The 21,571-nt window shown below is 67.1% G+C and carries 21 protein-coding genes and 1 pseudogene; 12 read left to right on the top strand and 10 right to left on the bottom strand.

The features are described 5' to 3' along the window. Window positions 1–59: 59 nt before the first annotated feature. On the top strand, window positions 60–761 hold the full coding sequence (locus tag ACZ5R1_RS03375; protein WP_027600000.1) for a glutathione S-transferase family protein: 702 nt from the start codon (window positions 60–62) through the stop codon (window positions 759–761). Between the two features lie 128 nt (window positions 762–889). On the opposite strand, the gene ACZ5R1_RS03370 is transcribed toward ACZ5R1_RS03375, so the two are convergent. After that, window positions 890–1,399 carry a nucleoside 2-deoxyribosyltransferase gene (locus ACZ5R1_RS03370; protein WP_042137559.1) on the bottom strand — a complete coding sequence of 170 codons (510 nt, stop codon included), beginning with the start codon at window positions 1,397–1,399 and terminating at the stop codon, window positions 890–892. Window positions 1,400–1,645: 246 nt separating this feature from the next. On the opposite strand from ACZ5R1_RS03370, the gene ACZ5R1_RS03365 reads away from it, so the two are divergent. Further along, complete coding sequence (locus ACZ5R1_RS03365) at window positions 1,646–3,364, top strand: GGDEF domain-containing protein (protein ID WP_464712809.1); 1,719 nt, start codon at window positions 1,646–1,648, stop codon at window positions 3,362–3,364. Here the strand turns inward: ACZ5R1_RS03365 and ACZ5R1_RS03360 are convergent. After that, the gene (locus ACZ5R1_RS03360) at window positions 3,361–4,806 is read right to left on the bottom strand and encodes an aminotransferase-like domain-containing protein (protein ID WP_177411495.1); all 1,446 of its coding nucleotides are present in this window, start codon (window positions 4,804–4,806) and stop codon (window positions 3,361–3,363) included. The two genes, ACZ5R1_RS03365 and ACZ5R1_RS03360, sit on opposite strands and share 4 nt — an antisense overlap. A 168-nt stretch (window positions 4,807–4,974) precedes the next feature. Here ACZ5R1_RS03360 and ACZ5R1_RS03355 point away from each other — a divergent pair. Beyond that, a pseudogene (locus ACZ5R1_RS03355) lies at window positions 4,975–5,082 on the top strand (hypothetical protein); the annotation flags it as partial. A gap of 86 nt (window positions 5,083–5,168) precedes the next feature. On the opposite strand, the gene ACZ5R1_RS03350 reads toward ACZ5R1_RS03355, so the two are convergent. Together ACZ5R1_RS03350 and ACZ5R1_RS03345 are read right to left on the bottom strand one after the other, a co-directional pair. Beyond that, window positions 5,169–6,215 carry a metal-dependent hydrolase gene (locus tag ACZ5R1_RS03350; RefSeq protein WP_144961568.1) on the bottom strand — a complete coding sequence of 349 codons (1,047 nt, stop codon included), beginning with the start codon at window positions 6,213–6,215 and terminating at the stop codon, window positions 5,169–5,171. Between the two features lie 3 nt (window positions 6,216–6,218). Continuing rightward, entirely contained in the window at window positions 6,219–6,968 is a 750-nt protein-coding gene (locus ACZ5R1_RS03345; RefSeq protein WP_464712808.1) for an alpha/beta fold hydrolase, read from the bottom strand. Between the two features lie 141 nt (window positions 6,969–7,109). Here ACZ5R1_RS03345 and ACZ5R1_RS03340 point away from each other — a divergent pair, with 141 nt between their 5' ends. After that, window positions 7,110–7,814, top strand: coding sequence for a glutathione S-transferase N-terminal domain-containing protein (locus ACZ5R1_RS03340; RefSeq protein ID WP_108583000.1), 705 nt, complete (start codon window positions 7,110–7,112; stop codon window positions 7,812–7,814). A 68-nt stretch (window positions 7,815–7,882) separates the two neighbouring features. On the opposite strand, the gene ACZ5R1_RS03335 is transcribed toward ACZ5R1_RS03340, so the two are convergent. Further along, window positions 7,883–8,149, bottom strand: a complete 267-nt coding sequence (locus tag ACZ5R1_RS03335; RefSeq protein WP_027599993.1) for a DksA/TraR family C4-type zinc finger protein — start codon at window positions 8,147–8,149, stop codon at window positions 7,883–7,885. Between ACZ5R1_RS03335 and ACZ5R1_RS03330 the strand changes: the two genes are divergently transcribed. From ACZ5R1_RS03330 to ACZ5R1_RS03310, 5 genes are all read left to right on the top strand, one after another. Continuing rightward, window positions 8,148–8,984 carry a CDP-diacylglycerol diphosphatase gene (locus tag ACZ5R1_RS03330; RefSeq protein WP_464712807.1) on the top strand — a complete coding sequence of 279 codons (837 nt, stop codon included), beginning with the start codon at window positions 8,148–8,150 and terminating at the stop codon, window positions 8,982–8,984. The genes ACZ5R1_RS03335 and ACZ5R1_RS03330 overlap by 2 nt on opposite strands. Before the next feature lie 22 nt (window positions 8,985–9,006). Then, window positions 9,007–9,219 (top strand): hypothetical protein, encoded by a 213-nt coding sequence (locus tag ACZ5R1_RS03325; protein WP_007161022.1) that lies wholly within the window; start codon window positions 9,007–9,009, stop codon window positions 9,217–9,219. A 241-nt stretch (window positions 9,220–9,460) separates the two neighbouring features. Continuing rightward, window positions 9,461–10,102 (top strand): TIGR04211 family SH3 domain-containing protein, encoded by a 642-nt coding sequence (locus ACZ5R1_RS03320; RefSeq protein ID WP_394337604.1) that lies wholly within the window; start codon window positions 9,461–9,463, stop codon window positions 10,100–10,102. Between the two features lie 116 nt (window positions 10,103–10,218). After that, the gene (locus ACZ5R1_RS03315) at window positions 10,219–10,806 is read left to right on the top strand and encodes an NUDIX domain-containing protein (protein WP_027599990.1); all 588 of its coding nucleotides are present in this window, start codon (window positions 10,219–10,221) and stop codon (window positions 10,804–10,806) included. 3 nt (window positions 10,807–10,809) lie between these two features. After that, complete coding sequence (locus ACZ5R1_RS03310) at window positions 10,810–11,682, top strand: oxygenase MpaB family protein (protein ID WP_115945225.1); 873 nt, start codon at window positions 10,810–10,812, stop codon at window positions 11,680–11,682. A gap of 748 nt (window positions 11,683–12,430) precedes the next feature. On the opposite strand, the gene dbpA is transcribed toward ACZ5R1_RS03310, so the two are convergent. Next, window positions 12,431–13,765: an ATP-dependent RNA helicase DbpA gene (dbpA, locus tag ACZ5R1_RS03305; RefSeq protein WP_042137541.1), complete on the bottom strand. Its 1,335-nt coding sequence runs from the start codon at window positions 13,763–13,765 to the stop codon at window positions 12,431–12,433. Between the two features lie 166 nt (window positions 13,766–13,931). Between dbpA and ACZ5R1_RS03300 the strand changes: the two genes are divergently transcribed. Beyond that, window positions 13,932–14,564, top strand: a complete 633-nt coding sequence (locus ACZ5R1_RS03300; RefSeq protein ID WP_042137532.1) for a glutathione S-transferase family protein — start codon at window positions 13,932–13,934, stop codon at window positions 14,562–14,564. Window positions 14,565–14,570: 6 nt separating this feature from the next. On the opposite strand, the gene ACZ5R1_RS03295 is transcribed toward ACZ5R1_RS03300, so the two are convergent. Further along, a complete protein-coding gene (locus ACZ5R1_RS03295; RefSeq protein ID WP_074584810.1) occupies window positions 14,571–15,671 on the bottom strand; it encodes a catalase family protein in 1,101 nt (366 codons plus the stop codon). Between the two features lie 177 nt (window positions 15,672–15,848). Here ACZ5R1_RS03295 and ACZ5R1_RS03290 point away from each other — a divergent pair, with 177 nt between their 5' ends. Further along, on the top strand, window positions 15,849–15,992 hold the full coding sequence (locus tag ACZ5R1_RS03290; RefSeq protein WP_007161029.1) for a hypothetical protein: 144 nt from the start codon (window positions 15,849–15,851) through the stop codon (window positions 15,990–15,992). 121 nt (window positions 15,993–16,113) lie between these two features. Beyond that, window positions 16,114–16,953 (top strand): DUF6502 family protein, encoded by an 840-nt coding sequence (locus ACZ5R1_RS03285; protein WP_007161030.1) that lies wholly within the window; start codon window positions 16,114–16,116, stop codon window positions 16,951–16,953. Here the strand turns inward: ACZ5R1_RS03285 and ACZ5R1_RS03280 are convergent. From ACZ5R1_RS03280 to ACZ5R1_RS03270, 3 genes are read right to left on the bottom strand one after another with little or no spacing between them, the layout of a single operon-like run. After that, window positions 16,950–17,402: a type IV pilin protein gene (locus ACZ5R1_RS03280; protein WP_064307584.1), complete on the bottom strand. Its 453-nt coding sequence runs from the start codon at window positions 17,400–17,402 to the stop codon at window positions 16,950–16,952. The two genes, ACZ5R1_RS03285 and ACZ5R1_RS03280, sit on opposite strands and share 4 nt — an antisense overlap. 7 nt (window positions 17,403–17,409) lie before the next feature. Next, the gene (locus tag ACZ5R1_RS03275; protein ID WP_288407286.1) at window positions 17,410–20,970 is read right to left on the bottom strand and encodes a pilus assembly protein; all 3,561 of its coding nucleotides are present in this window, start codon (window positions 20,968–20,970) and stop codon (window positions 17,410–17,412) included. Then, window positions 20,967–21,536: a pilus assembly PilX family protein gene (locus tag ACZ5R1_RS03270; RefSeq protein WP_258874289.1), complete on the bottom strand. Its 570-nt coding sequence runs from the start codon at window positions 21,534–21,536 to the stop codon at window positions 20,967–20,969. Before ACZ5R1_RS03270 ends, ACZ5R1_RS03275 begins: the two co-directional genes overlap by 4 nt. Between the last annotated feature and the right edge of the window lie 35 nt (window positions 21,537–21,571).

Below are 21,571 nucleotides of genomic sequence, written 5' to 3'. Positions count from 1 at the left end.
GAACGCGGCACGACCGCCCGCAGTCGCATGTTGCGTCACTGTCCCTTCCGGAGCCCGCCATGGCCAAGCTACGCCTCTTCACCTCGCCGTCCGCCTTCCCCAACCCGCAACGGCTGCGGCTGTTCATCCATGAAAAGGGCATCGCCGATCAGTTCGAGGAGGTCATCCTGAAGATGGCGCCCGAAGGCGAGCAACGCCAGTGGCAGCACCTCAAGCGCAATCCCTGGGGCGAGACCCCGACCCTGGAACTGGCCGAAGGCGGCTACCTGGCCGAGAGCGCGGCCATCGCCCGCTATCTGGACAATAGCCATCCCGGGCGCAAGGTCATGGGCGAAACGCCGCTGGAGCAGGGCCAGGACGCCATGTGGAACGACCGCATCTTCGTCCATGTGCTCTATCGCATCGTGACCATGTTCCATGTGCAGCACGAAGGCCTCGGCCACAAGCTCGAGCTGACCCACAATCCGCAATGGGGCGAGCATTGCCGCAAGGAAGCTTTGATGCACGCCGCGCTGGTGGATCGGCACTTGGCCGACGGCCGCGAGTGGCTGCTGGGCGGCGCAGCGCCGACCTTCGCCGACATCACCCTGTGCACCGCCATCGCCTTTTCCAAGTTCCCCACCAACCAGACGCCGCTGGACGAGCGCTTCGAGCACCTGGCGGCCTTCTGGGCGCGCTGGCAGCAGCGCGACAGCTTCCGTGCGGCCTATGCCGATGGCCACAGCGGACTGGACGAACTGGCGGCCCTGGCGCACGGCTGACTCCGCTGCAACCGCGCTCCTCCCCGGCTCTAGGCCCCGTAGCGTGGAAAACGGCGCAGCCTTTTCCACTGTCCTGACCGCCAACCAGCCCTCTCCCCTCTGAGAGAGGGCTGCACGCCCCCGCCCCGCTAGCCCAGCCGCTCGCGCAATACCGCCAGGGCCTCCTCCGGGCCCCCGACGACGATGCTGGCCGGCACCGCCAGCATCAGATTGAGCGGCAGGCCGAACTCCTCCAGCGTCCAGCCATCACGGTCCAGCAGCCCCTTGCCCACCCACTCGGGATGGCGGGCGCGAATCCGCTCGGCCAGGCTGCCCGCTTCCGGCACATGGCCGACCACCGGCTTGCCCAGGGCGACGGCGTAGCCCACCTCGAAACAGGTGCCGCTGTCGGGCTCGGCGCCGCGAAAGAAGTCCAGGCTGGCCAGGACCCCATCGGCCTGCCTGATCAGCGCCAGATTCGCCCGATAGATCCAGGCGGCCTGCGCCCCCGGCTCGGTCAGCTCCGGGGGAATGGCATTGTCCAGTGGAAACAGGCCCGTGCAGCCGTGACGGGCGCACAGTGCCTTGAGCGCCTCGCCTTGGGCGACGGCGTCGGGACGAAAGACCTCGGGGCCGGCAAGATAGATACGGGGTGGCATGGCAGGACCTCGCGAAAAGCGCCAGTGTAGAGGGTGGGTACTACCTCGTCTGCCTGACAAGGTTTCGTGATCGCCATGCCACTCGTGCTCCCGGCACGACCGTTTACGCAATAACCAATCCGCCCGCCCCCGCTTGTATACGTTTTGAAAGCTAGACCTTTTAAGATCGGCGCACCTTGAGAGCCTGACTCCCCCGCTGTCCGGAATCGGCTCGCCTCCTGGGCATGCTCGCTTCGGTGTCGCCTGATGTCTGGCCGTTTTCTGCTGACCGTTCACCTCAATCGACTGATCAATGCCTTGCTGGTGGTGACCTCGCTCGCCACTGCCTGCGGCATGGCCCTGCTCGTGCGGCAGGCCCATGAGAATTCGACAGGCATGCGCCTGACCCGGGATCAGTTGCCGGTCTACGCAGAGGCGCTGCGGTTGGTGGAAGCCGTCTCTGCCGAGCGTGGCCCGACCAATGCCCTGCTCGGCGGTCGCGGCGGCGATAGCCGTGAGCTGGCGCGTGCCCGAGCCCTGAGCGATCAGCGCTTCGCTCGCCTTCGGGACCTGCTGCAGGGTTGCCAGCAATGCAGCGTGACCGCCGAGCAGGCGGCAAACGGCTATCAGGCGCTGCTGCAGGCGCGTGCCCGGGTCGACCAGCGCCTCTGGGCCACGCCCGACGATCCCGCGCCCCAGGACATCGCCACCGTAGTCCAGGGCATGTTCCGCGCCCTCGACAGCAACTTCATCACCGCCGACCTCACCCTGCACGACCTCATCCAGCGCAGCCCGGCCGTGGCCATCTACCTGGTCAATGCCAAGCTGGCCGCGCGCCTGCGCGACACCGCCGGACGCCTGGGCTCGCTGCTGACCCCCGCGCTGCAGGCGCAGCGCCTACCCAGCGGCTCGGAACAGGTCCAGTTGCTGCAGACCCAGGGCCGCATCAACCAGCTGATGGACCTCCTGCGCAGCAATCTCAATCTGGCCCCCGGTCGCCCCGAACGCGATCGTTTCGTGCAGGTGCAGGAGCGCTACCTGGGCGAAGGCCTGGACTGGTACCACCAGACCCTCGCCGCCCTGGCGACCGGCACGGCGCCCAGTGCGGCCAGCTTCGCCCAGGGCTATGTCCCGACCATGGTCAGCATCCTGGAGTTGCGCGACGAAGCCCTGAGCCTGGCCCGCGAGGAAGCCGACGTCCTGGCCCGCGAGGCCCAGCTGCGGCTGCTGCTGACCATCGCCGCGGCGGTGGGCATCCTGCTGGCGCTGGGTACCGGCCTGCTGTTGCTCAAGCAGCGCCTGCTGACGCCGCTGCTGGCCAATACCCAGCGGCTGCTCAGCCTCAGCCGGCGCGCCCGACCGCTGGGGACGGTGGCCGAAGACGATCCGCGCACCCTGTTCGCCGCCTTCGCCCAGTTGGAGGACGAACTGCTGCAGGCCGACCGACTCCGCCAGGAGCGTGACGCCCTGATCGCCGAACTGGGCATCCGCGCGGAGACCGACTACCTCACCGGCCTGGCCAATCGCCGCGCCTTCGAACGCGAGCTGGCGCAGGGGGTGACCAGCACGCCCGGGCAGCTGGCAGCGATCGCCTTCGATGTCGATCACTTCAAGCGCATCAACGACACCTACGGCCATGCCGCCGGCGATCTGCTGCTGCAACAACTGGCGCAGCGCTGCCGCGAGCTCTTGCGCCCCGGCGACCGCATCGCCCGGATCGGTGGCGAGGAATTCGCCGTGCTCGCCGACGTGGCCCAACCGGCCGACGCCCTGGCACTGGCCGAGCGCCTGCGCCAGGGCATCGCCGAGACGCCCTTCGCCGTCGGTCCGACCGAGGCGCTGCCGGTCACCGCCAGCTTCGGCGTGGCGGTGACGCCGCGCCTGGCGGAAGGCGTCCCGGTTCGCTTGCTGGCGCAAGCCGATGCAGCCCTCTACCGGGCCAAGCATCGCGGGCGCAATTGCAGCGAGATCGCCGAACTCGGCTAAGCCAGCGTCGCCAGCGACCGCGGCAGCGCCTCGTCGAGCAGTCGGCAGGCGGCTTCGCCCACGCGCCGTACGCCCTCCTCGATCCCTGGACGCTGGGCCTGGGCATAGTTCAGGCGCAGACAGTTACGGTACTTGCCCGAGGCGGAAAAGATGCTGCCGCAGGCGATCTGCACGCTCTGGGCGAGCAACTCGCGATTGAGTCGATGGCTGTCGCAGGCCTCGGGCAACTCGACCCATAGCAGGAAGCTGCCTTGGGGCTGGCTGACCCGGGTACCGGCGGGAAAGTAGCGCTGCACCCAGGCGCTCATCAGGTCGCGATTGCGCTGGTACTGGGCGCGCATGCGCCGGACGTGCACGGTGTAGTGACCGGCGGCGATGAATTCGGCGATGGCCAGTTGCGGCTGGGGCGCGGTGCAACCGGTGCCTATGTACTTGAGGTGCAGGATGCGCTCGGCATAGCGCCCGGGCGCCACCCAGCCGACCCTCAGACCCGGCGCCAGGGTCTTGGAAAAGGAACTGCAGAGCACCACCCGGTCGTCTTCGTCGAAGGCCTTGAGCGCCCGGCCCCGGGGATAGCTGTAGAGCAGGTCGCCGTAGACATCGTCCTCGATCACCGCCAGGTCATGCTTGCGCGCCAGGGCCACCAGCTGGCGCTTGTTCGCCTCGGGCATGCAGTAGCCCAGGGGGTTGTTGCAGCTGGGGGTGAGCTGGATGGCCCGCACCGGCCACTGCTCCAGGGCCAGCTCCAGCGCCGGCAGGCTGATGCCAGTGCGCGGATCGGTAGGGATCTCCAGCGCCTTGAGCCCCTGGCCCTTGAGGGTCTGCATCACCCCGTGAAAGGTCGGCGAATCCACCGCGACGATGTCGCCCTCCTGGCAGGTGGCGCGCAGGGCGATGGCCAGCGCCTCGTGGGCGCCACTGGTGATGACGATGTCATCGGCGGTGAGCACGCAGCCGGCGTCCAGTTGCAGCCGCGCCACCTGTTCGCGCAGCGCCGCCACGCCCTGGATGCTGTCGTAGGACAGCCCGGCATTGCCCGGCCGCCGCGCCAGCCGCGCCATGCCGGCGAGCAAGGGGGCCAGGGTCGGCGCCTCGGTATCCGGCAGGCCGCGGCCGAGTTGCACCCGCACCGAATCCGGGGTGGAGGTCATCAGCTCCCGCACCGGTTCCCAGCCGGACACCTCCACCGGCCAGCGCGCCGGCCGGGTCACCCGCGGCAATTCGATGGCGCGTCGCTCCAGGCGGACGAAATAGCCGGACTTGGGCCGGGGCTCCACCAGGCCGCGGTCTTCCAGCAGCCGATAGGCCTGCTGCACCGTGGCCAGACTGACCCCGTGCTCCTGGGCCAGGGCGCGCACCGACGGCAGGCGTTCGCCCGGTCGATAGAGGCCCTGTTCGATACGGCGGCCGAGGGCATCGGCCAACAGCTGATAGCGATTCATGCCCGGACTATAGCGGCGCAGACAGGCATCGCGCGCCATACAGATGGCCACGCCGCGCACCATACAGCTGAGCGCTGTAAGGCAGCTGTATGGCGGACAACCCATCGCGTTGGATCTGCCCCTGAAGCGGCTGACGGCGGAGCATGGAGACAGCCCAGGAGAGACGCCATGCCCAGAGACCCCAGCCTTCACGACCAGACGCGCGCCAGCGGTTGCTGGCTGCTGTTCCAGCGCCAGCTGACTACCCGCCGCGTCCTGCCCGAGCTTACCGACCGGGAACTGGCCGATGTCGGCCTGGACCGCCATACCGCCCTGCGCGAGGCCCGGCGCCCCTGGTGGCGACTGCTGCTGGAGGCCTGGCGTCAGTCCGGCAGGCGCGACAGTCGCGCGGCCCAGTCCGCCACTGGCGATGGCAGCTCCGGATGCCAGAGTCTGCGCCAGACCACCGCCAGCTGTTCGCGGCCCCCTCGCTCGCGCGGCCACAACGACGGCTCGGCGACCAGTCGCCAACCGCTCGCCTCCCGCTGAGCCAGGACGAAACGAAAACTGTGGTAGCCGGTGGCGCCCAGGCGCAGATCGGTCACCACCAGGTCGTTGCCCAGGCGGTCGTAACGCAGCCAGTCATCGGTGAACCAGCGCAGCCGCTGCTCGGCCGGCGAATCGGCGAGGATCGGCGCCAGTTCGCCACCCCGTGGCAGCGGGATCAAGGTGGGTGGGCGATCGTCGAACAGTCCCACCCAGGTCTCCCGGTAGCGCTCGGGTCCGTCATCCACCATGACCCGCCAGAGCAGGCTGGTGAACGGCAGCGGCGCGCTGAACAGGCGGGCATCCGCCTGCCCCTGGGCCGCCAGTACCTGGCGCACCTGGCGCTCGGCGGCGTACTTGGCCACCAGGGTCCAGCCCAGATAGACGGTGGACAACGCCAGCGCCGCCACGGCCAGCCGCGGCGAGCGTCCGCGCGGGCCGATCAGCAGCCCGGCCAGCACCGCCGCCAGCAGCGGCAGGGTATAGAGTGGATCGATGATGAAGACGCTGGACCAGGCCACCGGGGTCGTCGGCAGCGGCCAGAACAACTGGGTCCCATAGGTGGTGAAGGCATCCAGCAAGGGATGGGTGACCAGCACCAGCCAGAGCGTCAGGAACAGGCGTCCCTGGCTGTAACCGGGATCGCGCCAGCGACCGCAGATCCCCGTCAGCAACAGCGCCAGTCCGGTCAGCACGAACAGCGAATGGCTAAAGCCGCGGTGATAGGTCATTTCCTTGACCGCATCGCCGTAGTCGATGACCACATCGAGATCCGGCAGGGTGGCCAGGGCGGCGCCATAGAGGATGGCGCGCCGCCCCTGCCAGCGACCCAGGAGTGCGGTCTGGACGGTGGCGCCGAGCACGGCCTGGGTCAGCGAATCCACCGGTCAGAGCTCCCGGGCGAAGTCGAGCATCAGTCGCGCCAGGGCCTGGGGCGTCTGCAGCGGCATCAGGTGGCCGGCGCCGGGAATGACCTCCAGGCGGCTGTTGGGAAAGGCCGCCAGGGTGGTGCGGCGCTGCTCGTCCGGCCCCGGCACCTGCTGGTCGTCGGCGCCGCAGACCAGCAGCACCGGATAGTCCAGGGTGTCGATCCGCTCGCTCCAGTCCTCGCGACTGCCTTGATCGACCCAGGCGCGCCAGGCCTGCAGATTCAGCCGCTGGGCATCGGCGATCACCACCTCGCGGATGGCATCGGGCAGGCGGTGGGCGCTGGATTCGTCGACGAAGGCCTCGGCTTCCGCCCGGCTCTTGCCATAGGCGCGCTGGGCATCGCGATCCGCCTCGCTCATGGGCTGCGGTCCGGGCGGCGAAGGCGCCACCAGGATCAGCCCGACCAGATAGTCCGGTCGCCGCGCCGCCAGCACCACGGCCACCTTGCCGGTCATCGAATGGCCGACCAGGATGCAACGCGTAAGACCCAGGGCGCGGATGCTGGCATCCACCTGATCGGCCATCTCGGCCACGCTGTAGCCCTCGACTTCGGCGGCGTCGCCGAAGCCCGGCGTATTGAGCGCCACGCAGCGGTGTTCGCCATCCAGGTAGGGGGCGGTGGGAAACCAGGTGCGGTGCGAGCCACCGAGAAAGTGCATGAGCACGAAGGTGGGCGAACCGCTGCCCTGCTGGCTGTGGGGAAGCATGGGAAATCCTCGGTGCGGGGCTGAAGGCACTCCTCAGATGGAGAGGTGGGCATCGCGCTAAGTTCCGCTTCGCTCGAGGCCCGGCAACCCGGGCCGCGCCGGCCGGTCTCACCAGAACCGCCCCCTTGCCAGGAGTCCACCATGGCCGATCTGTCGCGCTTTCCCATCACCCACCGCTGGCCGGCTCGGCATCCCGAGCGCCTGCAACTCTATTCGCTGCCCACGCCCAACGGCGTCAAGGTCGCCATCCTGCTGGAAGAACTCGGCCTGCCCTACGAGGTGCATCGCATCGACTTCGGCCAGAACGACCAGCACACCGCGGAATTCCTCTCCCTGAGCCCCAATAACAAGATCCCCGCCCTCCTCGACCCCGACGGCCCTGGCGGCGAACCCCTGGGGCTGTTCGAATCCGGCGCCATCCTGCTCTATCTCGCGGAAAAGACCGGGCGCCTGCTGCCGGAGGATTCGGCGCGGCGCTACCAGGCCATCCAGTGGCTGATGTTCCAGATGGGCGGCATCGGCCCCATGTTCGGCCAGCTCGGCTTCTTCACCAAATTCGCCGGCAAGGACATCGAGGACCCCCGTCCCCGCGAGCGTTATGTAGCCGAAGCCCGGCGCCTGCTCGGCGTGCTGGATGGCCAGCTCAAGGGCCGCGCCTGGATCCTGGGCGAGGACTACAGCCTCGTCGACATCGCCACCTTCCCCTGGATCCGCGCCCTGCTGGAGGTCTACCAGGTGGCCGACCTGGTCGGCTTCCAGGACTTCCCCGAGGTGCGTCGCGCCCTCGACGCCTTCCTCGCCCGCCCGGCGGTGCAACGCGGCCTGCAGATCCCGGCAGCGCCCTGATGCCGGGCGACGTCGAGCTGGGGCTGCGCCAGTGGCTGGAAATCGGCCCGGCGTTCACGCGCTCGGCCCTAGCGCAACTGACTGTCCTTGCTCGCCCGCCGGTTGTAGCCGCCGGCGCGCTGGTCTTCGGCGTCCTGCTCGGATTGGCAGCGGATGCACAGGCGCACGCCCGGTACCACCTGGCGGCGTGCTTCGGGGATGGCGTCGCCGCATTCCTCGCAATGGGTGAGGCTCGCGCCCCGATGCAGACGGCTGCGGGCGCGCTGCACCGCATCGTCCACCGTGCTGTCGATCTGTTCCTGAACCGCGCCGTCTCCGGCCCAACCATTGGCCATGACTGATCTCCCAGTGCGTTGCCCTGATAGCCATTGGAAGCGCCGCGCGCGCAGTTGTTCGCTGCCGACCGGCGGCCGCTCGTCGTGGCGGCGCCTGTTGCCGCTGCTGATGCTGAGCCTGGCGCTGACGGGCTGTGCCAGCCGCGACCTGCTGCGCCAGGTCACGACCGGGCTCTGCGTGCCCAATGCCCGGCTCACCGGTCTGGCGGCACCCTGTCGCCAGGTGGTGGAGGATCCCGGCTTCGCCATGCTGCGCGCGCCGGGTGAGCGACAGCATTTCATCCTGGTACCGCTGCGGCCCCTGCGCGGGCTGGAAAGTCCGGCGCTGTGGCAGCCCGGCCAACCCAACTGGTTCGGTCTGGCCTGGCGCCAGCGCTGGTACCTGAGCGCCTGGGGCCGGGCGCCGGTGGCGGACGAGCGGATCGCCCTGGCCCTCAATGCCCCCAGCGGGCGTAGCCAGGATCAGCTGCATGTGCACCTGGCCTGTCTGCGGCCCGAAGTACGCGCGCAGCTCCTGCCGCTGGCGCCCGCTCTGGACGAACACTGGCGCGCGCTGCCAAAGGCGCTGGCGGGCAGTCTTTATCAGGCGCGGCGGCTAAGCGAAACCCAGTTGCTGGCCGTGGATTTCTTCCAGGCCCTGGCCAACCGGCCGCCCTATCCGCTGCCGGATCCACGGCTGTCACTGGCGGTGGTGGCCTTGCCGAGCCGGGACGCCAGCCGCCAGTTCCTGCTGCTGGCCGGCCGCGCGGGCAGCCAGCCGGGCGACCAGGGTTCGGCGGAACGATTGCTGGCGGCGGACTGCCAGGGAACGACCGCGGCCCCGGCGAATCAATAGCGCCAGCGCGCCAGGAGGCTCCATGCCGCAGGAATTCCAAGACCTCTTCGACTTCATCGATCAGCTGCTCGCCTGGTCCGACTTCTATCTCAAGTCCGGCCTGTTGCTCTGCGGGGTGGGCATGGTGGCCGGCGCGATCGCCTGGAAACGCTGGTGGGGCAAGGCGCTGGCCTTTGGCTGCGCCGGCCTGGGCGCGCTCGCGGCCCTGAGTCTGGATCTGCTCCATCGGCTCTGAACCGCCGCTGCAAGATCCTGAACGGCTTTGCCGCTTTTACCGCCTACCGCATGGCGGCAAGATGACACTGACCGTCGCTTTCCGCCGCCAAAGCTTGAACTGCTTCACCGTCTCGAACAGAGGGCGCTACGGGTTGGCGGATAGATCGCGGCGGCTTGCTAGGGTACTGCCCCACAATAATCCGGCTTGTTCATCACGGCCTTCATCTTTTCAGCTCATGCATACAGACCCGATCATGCCCATGTCCCCAACTCGCCTGCTGTCCCACCTACCGCATCTCGGCCTCTGCCTGGCTGCCTCCCTCGCTTCCCTGGCCGGCACCGCCGTGGCCCAGGAAGGCACTGCCCGCTGGGTCAGCGACAGCCTGACCACCTATGTCCGCAGTGGTCCCACCGATGGCTATCGCATCGTCGGCACCCTCAAGTCCGGGCAGAAGGTCGAGCTGATCAGCACCCAGGGCGACTACAGCCAGGTGCGCGGCGAAGGTGGCAGCACCGTCTGGATCCCCAATGCCGATCTGCAGGCCAAGCCCGGCCAGGCCGAGCGCCTGCCACAGCTGGAACAGCAGGTGGCCGAATTGAGCGGCCAGCTCAAGACCATCGACGACAGCTGGAAGAATCGCGTCCAGGGCATGCAGGAGACCCTGGATTCGCGCAAGAAGCAGATCGACGAACTGGAGAGCCGCCGCAAGGACCTCGACGCCCAGCTCACCCAGGCCCAGTCCGAACTGCGCAGCACCCAGGCCAAGCTCGGCAACGAGAACAAGCAGGCGCTGATGCAGTACATGGTCTATGGCGGCAGCATCGCCGGCGCCGGCCTGCTGGCGGGCCTGATCCTGCCGTCCATGACCCGGGGTCGCAAGAAGAACGACCGCTGGTTCTAGACGTCGGGGGGCCAGCCCTTCTCGCGGCTGGGCGGAACCCGGGGTCACGGGGCATGCCTCAGAAAGGCAGCGCTTCTGCTACCGTGGCCCGACGCCTCCTGTCCAGACGAGCCCCCATGCCCGACACCTCCCGCATTCGCATCCAGCAGGTCGAGACCCTTTCCGCCGACTGGGGCCTGCTGAAGAAGACCACCTTCGACTACCTGCGCCGCGACGGCAGCTGGCAACGCCAGACCCGCGAGACCTACGACCGCGGCAACGGTGCCACCATCCTACTGTACGACCGCGAGCGGCGCACCGTGCTGCTGATCCGCCAGTTCCGCCTGCCGACCCTGGGCAACGGCCTGGACGACGGCCTGCTGGTGGAGACCCCCGCTGGCCTGCTCGACGCGGCCGCCCCCGAAGCGCGCATCAAGGCCGAGGTCGAGGAAGAGACCGGCTATCGCCTGGACAACGTCCAGCACCTGTTCGACGCTTTCATGAGTCCCGGCTCGGTGACCGAGTTGTTGCACTTCTTCGCCGGTGAATACCGCGCCGACCAACGCATCGCCGACGGCGGTGGACTGCACGAGGAAGGCGAGGACATCGAGCTGCTGGAACTGCCCTTCGACGAGGCCCTGGCCATGGCCCGCGACGGCAGGCTGCTGGATGGCAAGACCATCATGCTGCTGCAGTACGCGGCGCTCTACCTGCTGCCGCGCTAGTCCATGGAGCGGATCCGCAGCCGTATCGAACAGCAGGTGATGAGCCTTACCGGACTGGCCCTGGGCGAGGTCGACTACGAGCAACCACCGGGCGACCCTGGGTTGTTCGGGCCTGGCAGCGTGCCCTGGCGGGTGCACAGCGACTTCACCTGCATGCTGATCGGTGGCATCGCCGCCCTGCTCATGCAGACCCTGCACCCGCTGGCCCTGGCCGGGGTCTGGGACCATTCGAAATTTCGCGAAGACATGCTCGGCCGCCTGAGACGCACCGGTCAGTTCATCGCCGCCACCACCTTTGGCAGCCGCGGCGATGCCGAGCGACTGATCGCCCGGGTCAAGACCATCCACCGGCATATCCGGGGCCAGGCCGCCGACGGCCGCCCCTACAGCGCCGAAGACCCGGCGCTGCTGACCTGGGTCCATGTGGCCGAGGTCAGTCACTTCCTGGCGGCCTATCTGCGCTATTTCGATCCCCGACTGCCGGGCACCGAACAGGATCGCTACTACGCCGAAATCGCCCTGGTCGCCGAACGCCTGGGCGCGACCGACGTGCCCCGCTCCCGGGCGGAAATAGCCGCCTACTACCAGGCAATCCGCCCGCAGCTGGTGTGCGACGAACGCAGCCGCGAGGTCTGTCGGGTATTGCTGCAGGCGCCCGCGCCCAGCGCCCTGGCCAAGCCCTTCGGCGCCCTGATGATGCGGGCCGGCATCGACCTCTTGCCCGACTGGGCCAGCGCGGAGCTGGGTTTCCACCAGGGTCCGCTGCAACGGCAGCTGATTCGCACGGGCATAGGCGCCACCGCCCCGGTGCTGCGCTGGGCCGTGCGCAACGGCTCCTCGCATCGCGCCAGACGGCGGATGGGGATCGAGGGCTGAGGCAGGTGGGGTCGGGACGGCTCCATCGTCGAAGCCCGACAGCCCGAGGTACACCTAGGCATTCGGACAACCCCCTCTCCCCTTGGTAGAGGGCTGGGGTGAGGGCGCCCCTCGCGACGAAGCCCCAGTGGAAAAGGCTGCGCCGTTTTCCACGCTACGGCGCTGCCTGGATAGCCCCCTTTCCCCTTGAGAGAGGGTTGGGGTGAGGGCGCGCCTCGCGACGCAGTCCCAGTGGAAAAGGCTGCGCCGTTTTCCACGCTACGGCGCTGCTTGGATAACCCCCTCTCCCCTTGGGAGAGGGTTGGGGTGAGGGCGCGCCTCGCGACGAAGCCCCAGTGGAAAAGGCTGCGCCGTTTTCCACGCTACGGCGCTGCTTGGATAGCCCCCTCTCCCCTTGGGAGAGGGTCGGGGCGAGGGCGCGCCTCGCGACGTAGTCCCAACGGAAAAGGCTGCGCCGTTTTCCACGCTACGGCGCTGCTTGGATAGCCCCCTCTCCCCTTGGGAGAGGGTTGGGGTGAGGGCGCGCCTCGCGACGAAGTCCCAGTGGAAAAGGCTGCGCCGTTTTCCACGCTACGGCGCTACCACACACCTGAGCCAGGCCTATCGCTGATCGCGGCCATGCCGGTGCGCCGTAGCGACTGCTCCTACAGATCGGTTTGATACCTGTAGGAGCGGCCCATGGCCGCGATAAAGCCAATACCGTCAGGCGCGGGTCGTCAGAGCCACAATGCCCGTAGTCAAATCCGCCCTACAGCATCCGCACCTTGATCGACCGCCCCTTGATCTTGCCCTCGCTCAACCGCTGCAACGCCTGGCGGGCAATATCGCGCTCCACGGCGACATAGGCCTGGTTGTCGAACAGGGTGATCTTGCCGATCTTGGCGCCGGGCAGGCCGGCGTCGCCGGTCAGGGCGCCGAGGATGTCGCCGGGGCGCAGCTTGTCCTTCTTGCCGGCCGCCAGGGCCAGGGTGTGCATGGCCGGTACCAGCGGCTCCGGGGTGTCGCGCAGGGCGCCAAGGGGCTGCCAGTCCAGCGGCGAGCCCTGCTGCACCTCGATGGCCTGGGCGCGACTGGCTTCGGCCGGCGCCACCAAGGACAGCGCCAGGCCTTGCTCACCCGCCCGACCGCTGCGGCCGATGCGGTGCACGTGCACCGCCGGATCGCGGGACAGCTCCACGTTGATCACGGCCTCCAGGCCGGCGACGTCGATGCCGCGGGCCGCCACGTCGGTGGCCACCAGCACGCAGAGACTGCGGTTGGCGAACATCGCCAGCACCTGGTCGCGCTCGCGCTGCTCCAGATCGCCATGCAGGGCGGCCGCGGAGATGCGCTGGGCATGCAGCGCCTCGACCACCTCCTGGCATTGCTGGCGGGTCTGGCAGAAGGCCACGGCGCTGGCCGGGCGATGATGCCGGAGCAGGCGCACCACGGCGGCCAGGCGATCCTGGGCGGCGATCTCGTAGAAGCGCTGGCGGATCTGCGTCTCGCTGTGCTGACTCTCGACGCTGATGCGCAGCGGCGCCCGCAGATAGTCCTGGGCCAGGCGCTCGATGCCTTCCGGATAGGTCGCCGAGAACAGCAGCGTCTGCCGCCGCGCCGGCGTCTGGCTGAGGATGTCGGCGATGGCGTCGATGAAGCCCATGTCGAGCATGCGATCGGCTTCGTCGAGCACCGCGACGTTGAGGCCGTCCAGCACCAGGGTGCCCTTGCGCAGGTGCTCCTGCACCCGCCCCGGGGTGCCGACGATCACCTGGGCGCCATGCTCCAGGGAAGCGATCTGCGGCCCCAGCGGCATGCCGCCACAGAGGGTCAGGATCTTCATGTTGGGCGTGGTGCGCGCCAGGCGACGCAGTTCGCGGGCCACCTGGTCCGCCAGTTCGCGGGTCGGACAGAGCACCAGCGCCTGACAGCCGAAATAGCGCGGATTGAGTCCCGTCAGCAAGCCGATGCCAAAGGCGGCCGTCTTGCCCGAACCGGTCTTGGCCTGGGCGATGAGGTCCTGGCCCTTGAGGATGATGGGCAGGCTGGCCGCCTGGATGGGCGTCATGCTCAGGTAGCCGAGTTCGGCCAGATTGGCCTGCATGGCCTCGGCCAGCGGCAGGGAATCGAAGGATGAGGGCACGGGAGTCCTGTGAAACGGCTGGTAAAGGTTTACCAGTTTAGCAGAAGGGTACCGGCTCTCCTGCGAATGGACGCTGGATGAGGGCCTACCTATGCTAAGGGGTACGACAACTCAAGGAAGCTTCACCATGTTCGACCGGCCTGTGCTCTATACCCACCCCATGTCGCGCGGACGCATCGTGCGCTGGCTGCTGGAGGAGCTCGGACAACCCTACGAGGTGCAACGGGTCGACTACGGGCCGGCGATGAAATCCCCGGCCTATCGCGCCATCAACCCCATGGGCAAGGTGCCGGCGCTGCGCCATGGCGCCGCCGTGGTGACCGAGACCGCCGCCATCTGCGCCTATCTCGCCGACGCCTTTCCCGCCGCGGGGCTCGCGCCTCCACTGAGCGATCCGGCGCGCGGTGCCTACTACCGCTGGCTGTTCTTCGCTGCCGGTCCGCTGGAGGCGGCCACCACCAACCAGGCGCTGGGCGTCGTCCTGCCCGAGGATCCGCAGAAGCGCGGCGCGGTGGGCTATGGCAGCCTCGCCGAGGTGCTCGACACCCTCGACACCGCCCTGGCCCCCGGTGAATACCTGGTGGACGACCGCTTCACCGCCGCCGACGTCTATGTCGGTGCCCATCTCGCCTGGGGCATGGCCTTCGGCACCATCGAAAAGCGTCCGCACTTCGAGCGCTATGTCGCCGGGCTGGTGTCCCGCCCAGCGGCGGTACGCGCTCGCGAACTCGACGACGCCGAGCTCGCCACGCTCAACTGAGTCGCGTTACAGCTCCACCGGTCCGCGCGGATGGTGCAACGGGCAGCCGTTGCGCTCGCTGCGAAACTGCGACGACATCTCGTAGGCCGGTTGCCGCGATCTCATGATGCCGCCCAGCGGGCGGTGCGCAGCCAGACCATGCCAGGGGCTGAACACCATGCCATCGTCCACTTCGCGCGAGCGCGCCTCGTTCCAGGCCGGCTGCGGCTGCACCTCCAGGCGCGCCACGGTCACATAGGGACTGAGGTCTTCCGGCCAGACCACCGAGGCGTCCTCGATAGGTGTCTGCTCGATATCGACGCCCAGCTGCACGCGGATCTCCCAGACGCCGCCGTGCCGGGCGAAATGGGCATTGACTGCCTCGCGCAGGCCGTCGGGCTTGCCGTTGACCTCGACCGGCGCGTCGGTCAGAGCGGTCAGCTCGGGCGCCACCGGGACCACGCTGAGCTTGGCGAAATAGGGGCCGTAGAGAAAGGGCACCATGGTGTAGAAGGTTTCGCCGAGCGGATGGGTCTCTGGGTGGCCACCCAGGCTCTTCAGCGTCGGACTCTCGCCGCCAAAGGCTTCCACCACCTTCTCGGTGCCGCGCAGCACCGCTGACGCCACCTTCTTCAGGCCCTCACCGCGGTCGGTGGTCTTGGCCAGCAGCTTGAGCGTCTTGAGAAAGGTCTTGGGATCCGGCGCGGTAAAGGCCGGGGCGTTCTGCATGACGAAATCCTGGGTCACCTGGCCTTCGCTGCCGGGCAGGCGCTCGCCCGGCACGTCGATCAGCTTGAGCGCCAGACCCCGCGGGGTGGAAACGCTGTCAGCCAGGATGTCGCCCGGATTGGTCGAGAATCTCAATACCGCGGCATAGTTGCCCGGCACGGCGAAGGCGCCCTGGGCATAGGCCGGCGGCAGGCCGTCCAGCACCCGCACCTGGCCGGTGAGCAGACCGTGACTCTTGGCGTGCACGCTGCGGATGGCATGGCCGCCATTGGCGTAGGTGGTCTCGGTGATATCTTTCATGGCCGCGACCATCTCGCGAACGGTTTCGGCTTCATCATCCGGCACCTGTTCGAAGGCGGGTTGGAACGGCAGCGGATGGACAGCGGTGGGCGTGGTCATCACGGGACTCCTTGGGCGCCGTCGTTCGGATGAGACGGTCAGGCGTTAGACCGCTATCGCGCTAACGACGTTCGCCCTTTGGCCATCTGACCGACACGAGGTCGCTGTCGACAGCCGCTCGGGAACGGCCCCGCCCAGAGGGGTTCGATATCTCCACACCCACCCCGGAGAGCCACCATGAGCGACGCCGACCAGAAGACCTACGACAACCCCAGCAACACCCCGCCGCCCGAAGAGCTGCCCTATGCGGACATGGAACCCGAGGAGTTTCCGGACGATCCGGACGTGGCCGGTGCGACCGAATCGGGCACTCCTGGCTAGCCACGGCCCTGCCCCGCGGACGACAGCCTGAGTGGCGTCCGCGACACTTTGTGACCGGCCGGTTTGACGGGCGCTCAAGGCGCCGCGAAGATGGGCAGGCGTCTGCCGTGTCGAGTCCCCCATGCTTTCCACCAAGGTACCCTTGCTTCTGCGTAGCCTGATCGGTCGGCTGGTGCGTATCGCCATCGCCTCCGGCGTGACCTACCAGACCTTCGATCGCCTGCTGCGCCAGACCTACTTCGAGGTCGCCCAGGATTTCGAACCGCTGCGCGACAAGCCCAATTCCGACAGCCGCATCTCGGTGCTGACCGGCCTGCCGCGCCGCGAGGTCCGAGCCCTGCGCGAGGCCAGCCCGGAACGTACGCCCTGCACGCCCAGCCTGGAATGGCAGGTGCTCAGCGCCTGGACCTCACGACTGGATCTGCTCGATGCCGAGGGCAATCTGCGCCCCCTCCCCCGCACTCAGCGCCGTGGCGGCGAACAGAGTTTCGACGCCCTGGTCGCCAGCGTCGGCAGCGACGTGCGCGCCCGCACCGTGCTGGATGAATGGCTGCGCAAGGGCTATGCCCGCCTCGACGAGGAAGACCGGGTGGTGCTCACCCCCCGCTCGCTACTGCGCGGCACCGAGAGCCAGGAAGGCGCAGGGCGGCTGCTGGCCCATTTCACCGGCGACCTGCTGGCCGGCTTCGAGCGCCTCTACCTGCAGGACCGCGCCGCGCCGGACTTCACCTTTCACGTGGTCTACGGCCACAACCTGACCGAGGATTCCACGCTCAGCCTCTATCGCACCGCCTACGACGAATCCATGCACCTGCTCAACCGCCTCAACCGCCTGGTGGTCGAACACGAAGCCCGCGACGCCGGCAAGGCCGACGCCACCCAGCGGGTCACCCTGGGCTTCGGCGGCTATCGCGTGGAACAGGACAGGGATGCCGGCCTGGTACAGGGACGGGAGGATTAGCGCCAGCAGTCAGTGGCGTTGCCGGAACCCTTGATCCCTTTCACGCCCTGGGCATTGAGGGTGAGATCACCACACAGGGTATCGCGGGTCTGGGTACCACTGCGGGTAGCGGTCAGCAGATAGGGACCATTGCTGGTGTAGTCCGCACTGTTGGCAGCATAGGTAGCGATGCTCAACTGGTAGTAGCCACTGGTCGAGGTCACCGTCTGGCTGCCCGCTGGCGTCCTGTTGTTGACGATGTTCAGATTGGCCACGCTGGTCGGATAGGCATTGTTCTGCGCATAGAAGCGCTCCATCCGCGCCGCCGCTTCGTTGAGCAGGGCCTGCCCCTCGCTGCGGTTGGAGCGCAGCACATAGTTCTGATAGCTGGGATAGGCGATGGCCGCCAGGATGCCGACGATCGCCACGACGATCATCAGCTCGATCAGGGTAAAGCCTCGTGCTCGCATCGCTACCTCAGGGATCGGGATTCTGATTGGAGAAGGTGCGCCAGGTCTGCCGCTCGGATGGCTTGGCTAACGGCACGCCCCCAATGCCACCACCGCCACCTCCTTGTGACCCATCGTTGCCGCCCGGCAGGAGGGTACCGCCCACACTGATAGGACCATTGCCATACACGAAGGCGTTCAGTCCGCTAAGCAGTCCGGCCATCTGCAGACGGGCGTAGCGGAGCTGGCTGCCCAGTTGCAGGTGATCGGTCCCGCCACCCGTGTAGGGATCCACTGCATAAAGATAGGTAACGGCGCCGGAATCGCAAGGATTGTCATTGGGCACTAGGGCGGCAGCGAGCAGGGTATCGGCCAGGTAGAGCGGCTTGGTGACGATCATCTCCCCTGTCGACGGTAGATTGAGGTACCAGCCGTACTTGCCGGTCCTGTTGCTGTCGCTGTACCAGTCCACCGCATTGGTGCTCAGGGTATTGGCCGTCGTGGTGATCGAAACCTGGGCCGTACTGGTATAGGTGAGTTGAGTGTCACTGCCCAGGGTCTGCACCTGCAGATTGGCCGTGGTCAGGGTCGGGGTGCTGTCGGCAGCCTTGCCTGCGGTCTGGCGATCCCAGATGCCATACAGGCTCATGGCCTTGCCGGTGACGGCGGTGGCGTCGCCGGTCTCCAGGTACTTGCCGGTGCCAAAGATCAGCAGATGGCCGATCCCCGAGGGATGCCGCAGCAGGCGTGGGGCCGCGGTAATGGCCTGGACCTGGTTGGCGTCGCCGCTGGTGTAGCGGGACGCCCGGGCGCGATACAGGGGTGCACCGCCAAAGGCGACCTTGAAAGCGCTCGCGCTGGCATTGGCCTTGAGCTCGCTGCCGATCAGGTCGAAGCGCCAGAGGTTGCCGTGCAGGTCGCCCGCGTAAACGTAGTCGGCGACCAGATCGCCATCGACATCGGCCACCGTCGGCGCAGCCAGGCCATTGGGGGTGGTCAGGCCATCGTTGGGCTCGGGCGTGAGCGCGGCAATGCGCTTGCCGGTCATCACATCCAGCGCATAGAGCACCGCCTTGTCGTTGGCGCCGTTGTAGCCATTGGCCAGTAGCACTGCCCAGCTGCCGGTATGCAGCCGGGCAACTACCGGCTGGCTGTAGGTCAGGCCCAACTCGCCGAAATCCGCATCATTGGCGCTGCGCTCCCAAAGTACCTTGGGATCATTGGGATCGGTAATGTCGAGAGCGAACACTGCCCTGCCACCGCCGCGCAGGGTACCGATCAGTACGGTGTGCCATTCTCCATCGTAGACATCCTGCACCACGGGCGCGCCATCGACATAGAACTGATGGGTACTGCCGGTATAACTCGGATCGGTAAGCTTATAGAGATTGGGGATGACCGCACTGGGGACGAAGGCGAAGGCCTCTTCGCCGTTATCGTCGAAGGCATGCAGCATGCCGTCGTTGGCACCGACGTAGATCCGCGTTGCCCGCGTGGCCCATTTCTGCTGAAAGGCGCTGTAGCTGCCGGCAGCGCCGAGTGCATTCATCCTGGCAGCGGGACTGCTGGGCGTGCTGACCAGCGCCGGTGTCGAATCGATGATGTCACCGAGCAGATGATTGCGGATGCGCAGGGCCGGCATGGCCGTCTGGCTTTCTTTGCTGCGATCGCCAAGCAAGTAGTTGAGCCGGGCTTCGCCATAGCTATCGCGGGTACCGCTGACATTACGGCTGAGCGCTGCATTTATGTCAGCAGGCAATTTTTCGTCCCAAACAAATTTCTGCCAGTTGTTTTTGCCGTTGATGTACACCTTGCGCCCAGTGTAGTTACCCGCGCCATAAGCCGCGTCCAGACGACTCTGGGCACTCCAGACCTTGGTGGTGCTCGTCGAGGTCCGCAGGTACTTGGCAAGATCGCCGCTCCAGTCGCTGCTGGAGAAACTGGGCACATAGCTGTAGTTGGAGCTCTGGGTGCTGTCCAGTAGCGGTGACGAGGCCTGGCCGGCGCTGGCCGTATTGGTCTGGGCGATACGATTGACCACCTGATTCAGGGAATCGACCAGGCCATTGGCATCGTCGGCGCTGAAGAAGTCGCCGCGGGAGTTGATCGCCGCGTGCCAGAGGTCGTAGACGTTGTTGTCACTGTCGCTGCTGGCGGCGGGCCAACTCATGGTCGGGCTGTAGCCGCCGGTGAAGGTGCTGCCGCCCCAGGCCGGATTGGTCAGCGACGAACTCAGGCCGAAGCCGACGGTATAGGTGACCAGATGCTGCCAGGTCGCCGGATCGTTCTTGGGATTCCAGTACTGGGTATCGGTGTTGCTGCTGGCGTCGCGGATATAGGGCGAAAGCTGATTCGGGATCCCCGGCTGGGCATCGGTCGCCCAGTACTTGAACGCCAGGTCGGCCAGGGTGTTGCTCGCGCTGTCGGTGAAAGGCGCTCGCGGCGAGTACTGGGTGCCATCCGGAAGCCTCTGACCACTGCCATCCACGTTACCGGCACCGATGTTGTCCGAGTTCCACTTACCGTCGGTCATCATGATCTGATAACTCGGGCGGCAGGCATATTCGGGACTCTGGGTCACCCCGGGATCCTTGGCGTAGGGCGCGTCCTTGCCACTGGTCTGCAGGAAGCGACCAGCACGATCCAGGGCGCTGCGCAGCGGCGTGCCGGTATTGAAGTTGATATCGCCCAGCCACCGAAAGAAGTTGGCCCGCGCCTGGCCATCGAAGGTGCGCAACTGGTTACTGCCGCGGTAGCTGATACCTGAGCAATCGGTGCCGGAGTTCAGGGTGGTGCAGTTGCTCAGGTCCTGCCAGGTCAGCCGCACCGAGCTGGAAAATTGCGAGAAGGCCAGATTGGCCGACGACTGCATGCTCAGGGCGCGATTGCGGTAGAAGGCATACCAGATGGCGAAGTTCTGCCGATCGGCCGCGGAGGTGGGACTCACCAGGGTGTAGCAGTTGTCGTCCCAGGTCCTGCAGTTGGAATTGTCGCTGTTGAACCGATAGTAATAGGCCGGCACCCCGGTCTCGGTTCTATTGCTCCATCGGTCGGAGAAGTCCGCTGCGGGATTTTCTGCCAGGTAATAGATGACACCAGTGTTTCCGCCGTAATTGGTCCCGGCGTTGTAGTTCGTGTCCTGGCCGCGAGCGGTATCGTATTCCCAGGCGACGCGATAGTCCCGGCTCAGGTCCACGGTGCCGGCCCCGGGTCGGAAGCCGTTCACGTACACCCGGGTGAAATCGAAGCCGGTGCCGCTGCTGACCAGATAGTCCGAGGTCGTCAGAACCCCATTGCTGAAGGTGACCTTCTTCGGCACGGCATAGCTCACCGCCGGATTGTAGTAGAGCGCATTGAAAGCCGCCGACTTGACCCGCCGCGTGGTGCGCAGGCCATTGGCGCTGTAGCCCAGCGAATCCGGAATGAAGCCCCACTTCATGCTGTTGGAGTTGTCCAGCGTCACGATGATGTTGGGGTCGACGCCGGTACTGAGGAACAGCGGTTGCTGACCGATGTTCAGATTGCTCGCGCCGGCGCTGACGGAAGCAAGCAGCGTGGCCGATAGCGCCAGACGGAACGAAAGCTTCATTTCACCTCCAGCTTGACGATGCTCTGCAGGATGACCGGGAAACGCGCGCCACCGCTGCGCGCGACGGCGGTTACCCGGTAGTAATAGGTCCCGCGCCCCTGATACACGTCACCCAGGTCGCCTTCCGGACCACCCTTCATGGCGGTCACCACCCAGCGCGGCGCCAGGCGATAGCGGGATTGACCATCGAAGCCGCGATAACCTACGGAATTCTCCGCCGGTGCATCGCTCAGTGTCTGCAGCGCGGTCTGGGCCCACGCCTGCACCTTGGCCTGGGTGTCGAGGTCCTTGCTGTCGCTGAGGATGCACAGATTCTCGACGGTGGCCGCCAGGGCATTCGCACTGGTCGTGCAGGAGTCGAAGCCGGCGCTGCCCTTATCAAAGTCCAAGGTCCCCCGCAAAGTGCTCAGCCGCCGCTCGGCCTCCCGCAACGCCGATTCGGCGGCGTTGTAGGCGCGTTTCTGTTCGGAGACATTGCCACCCACCCGGTTCTGCAGGGTGGTCTCGCGCATGCTGGTAACGGCCAGCAGGGTGAGCAGCAGGAGCATGACCAGGGCGATCAGCAAGACAGCGCCCCCTTGGTGCCGGGGTGAACGGGACT

This window comes from Pseudomonas sp. Pso3, from assembly GCF_055393275.1.
The sequence above is the reverse complement of the archived record's forward strand: the minus strand, read 5'-3'. Positions and strand labels throughout refer to the sequence as shown.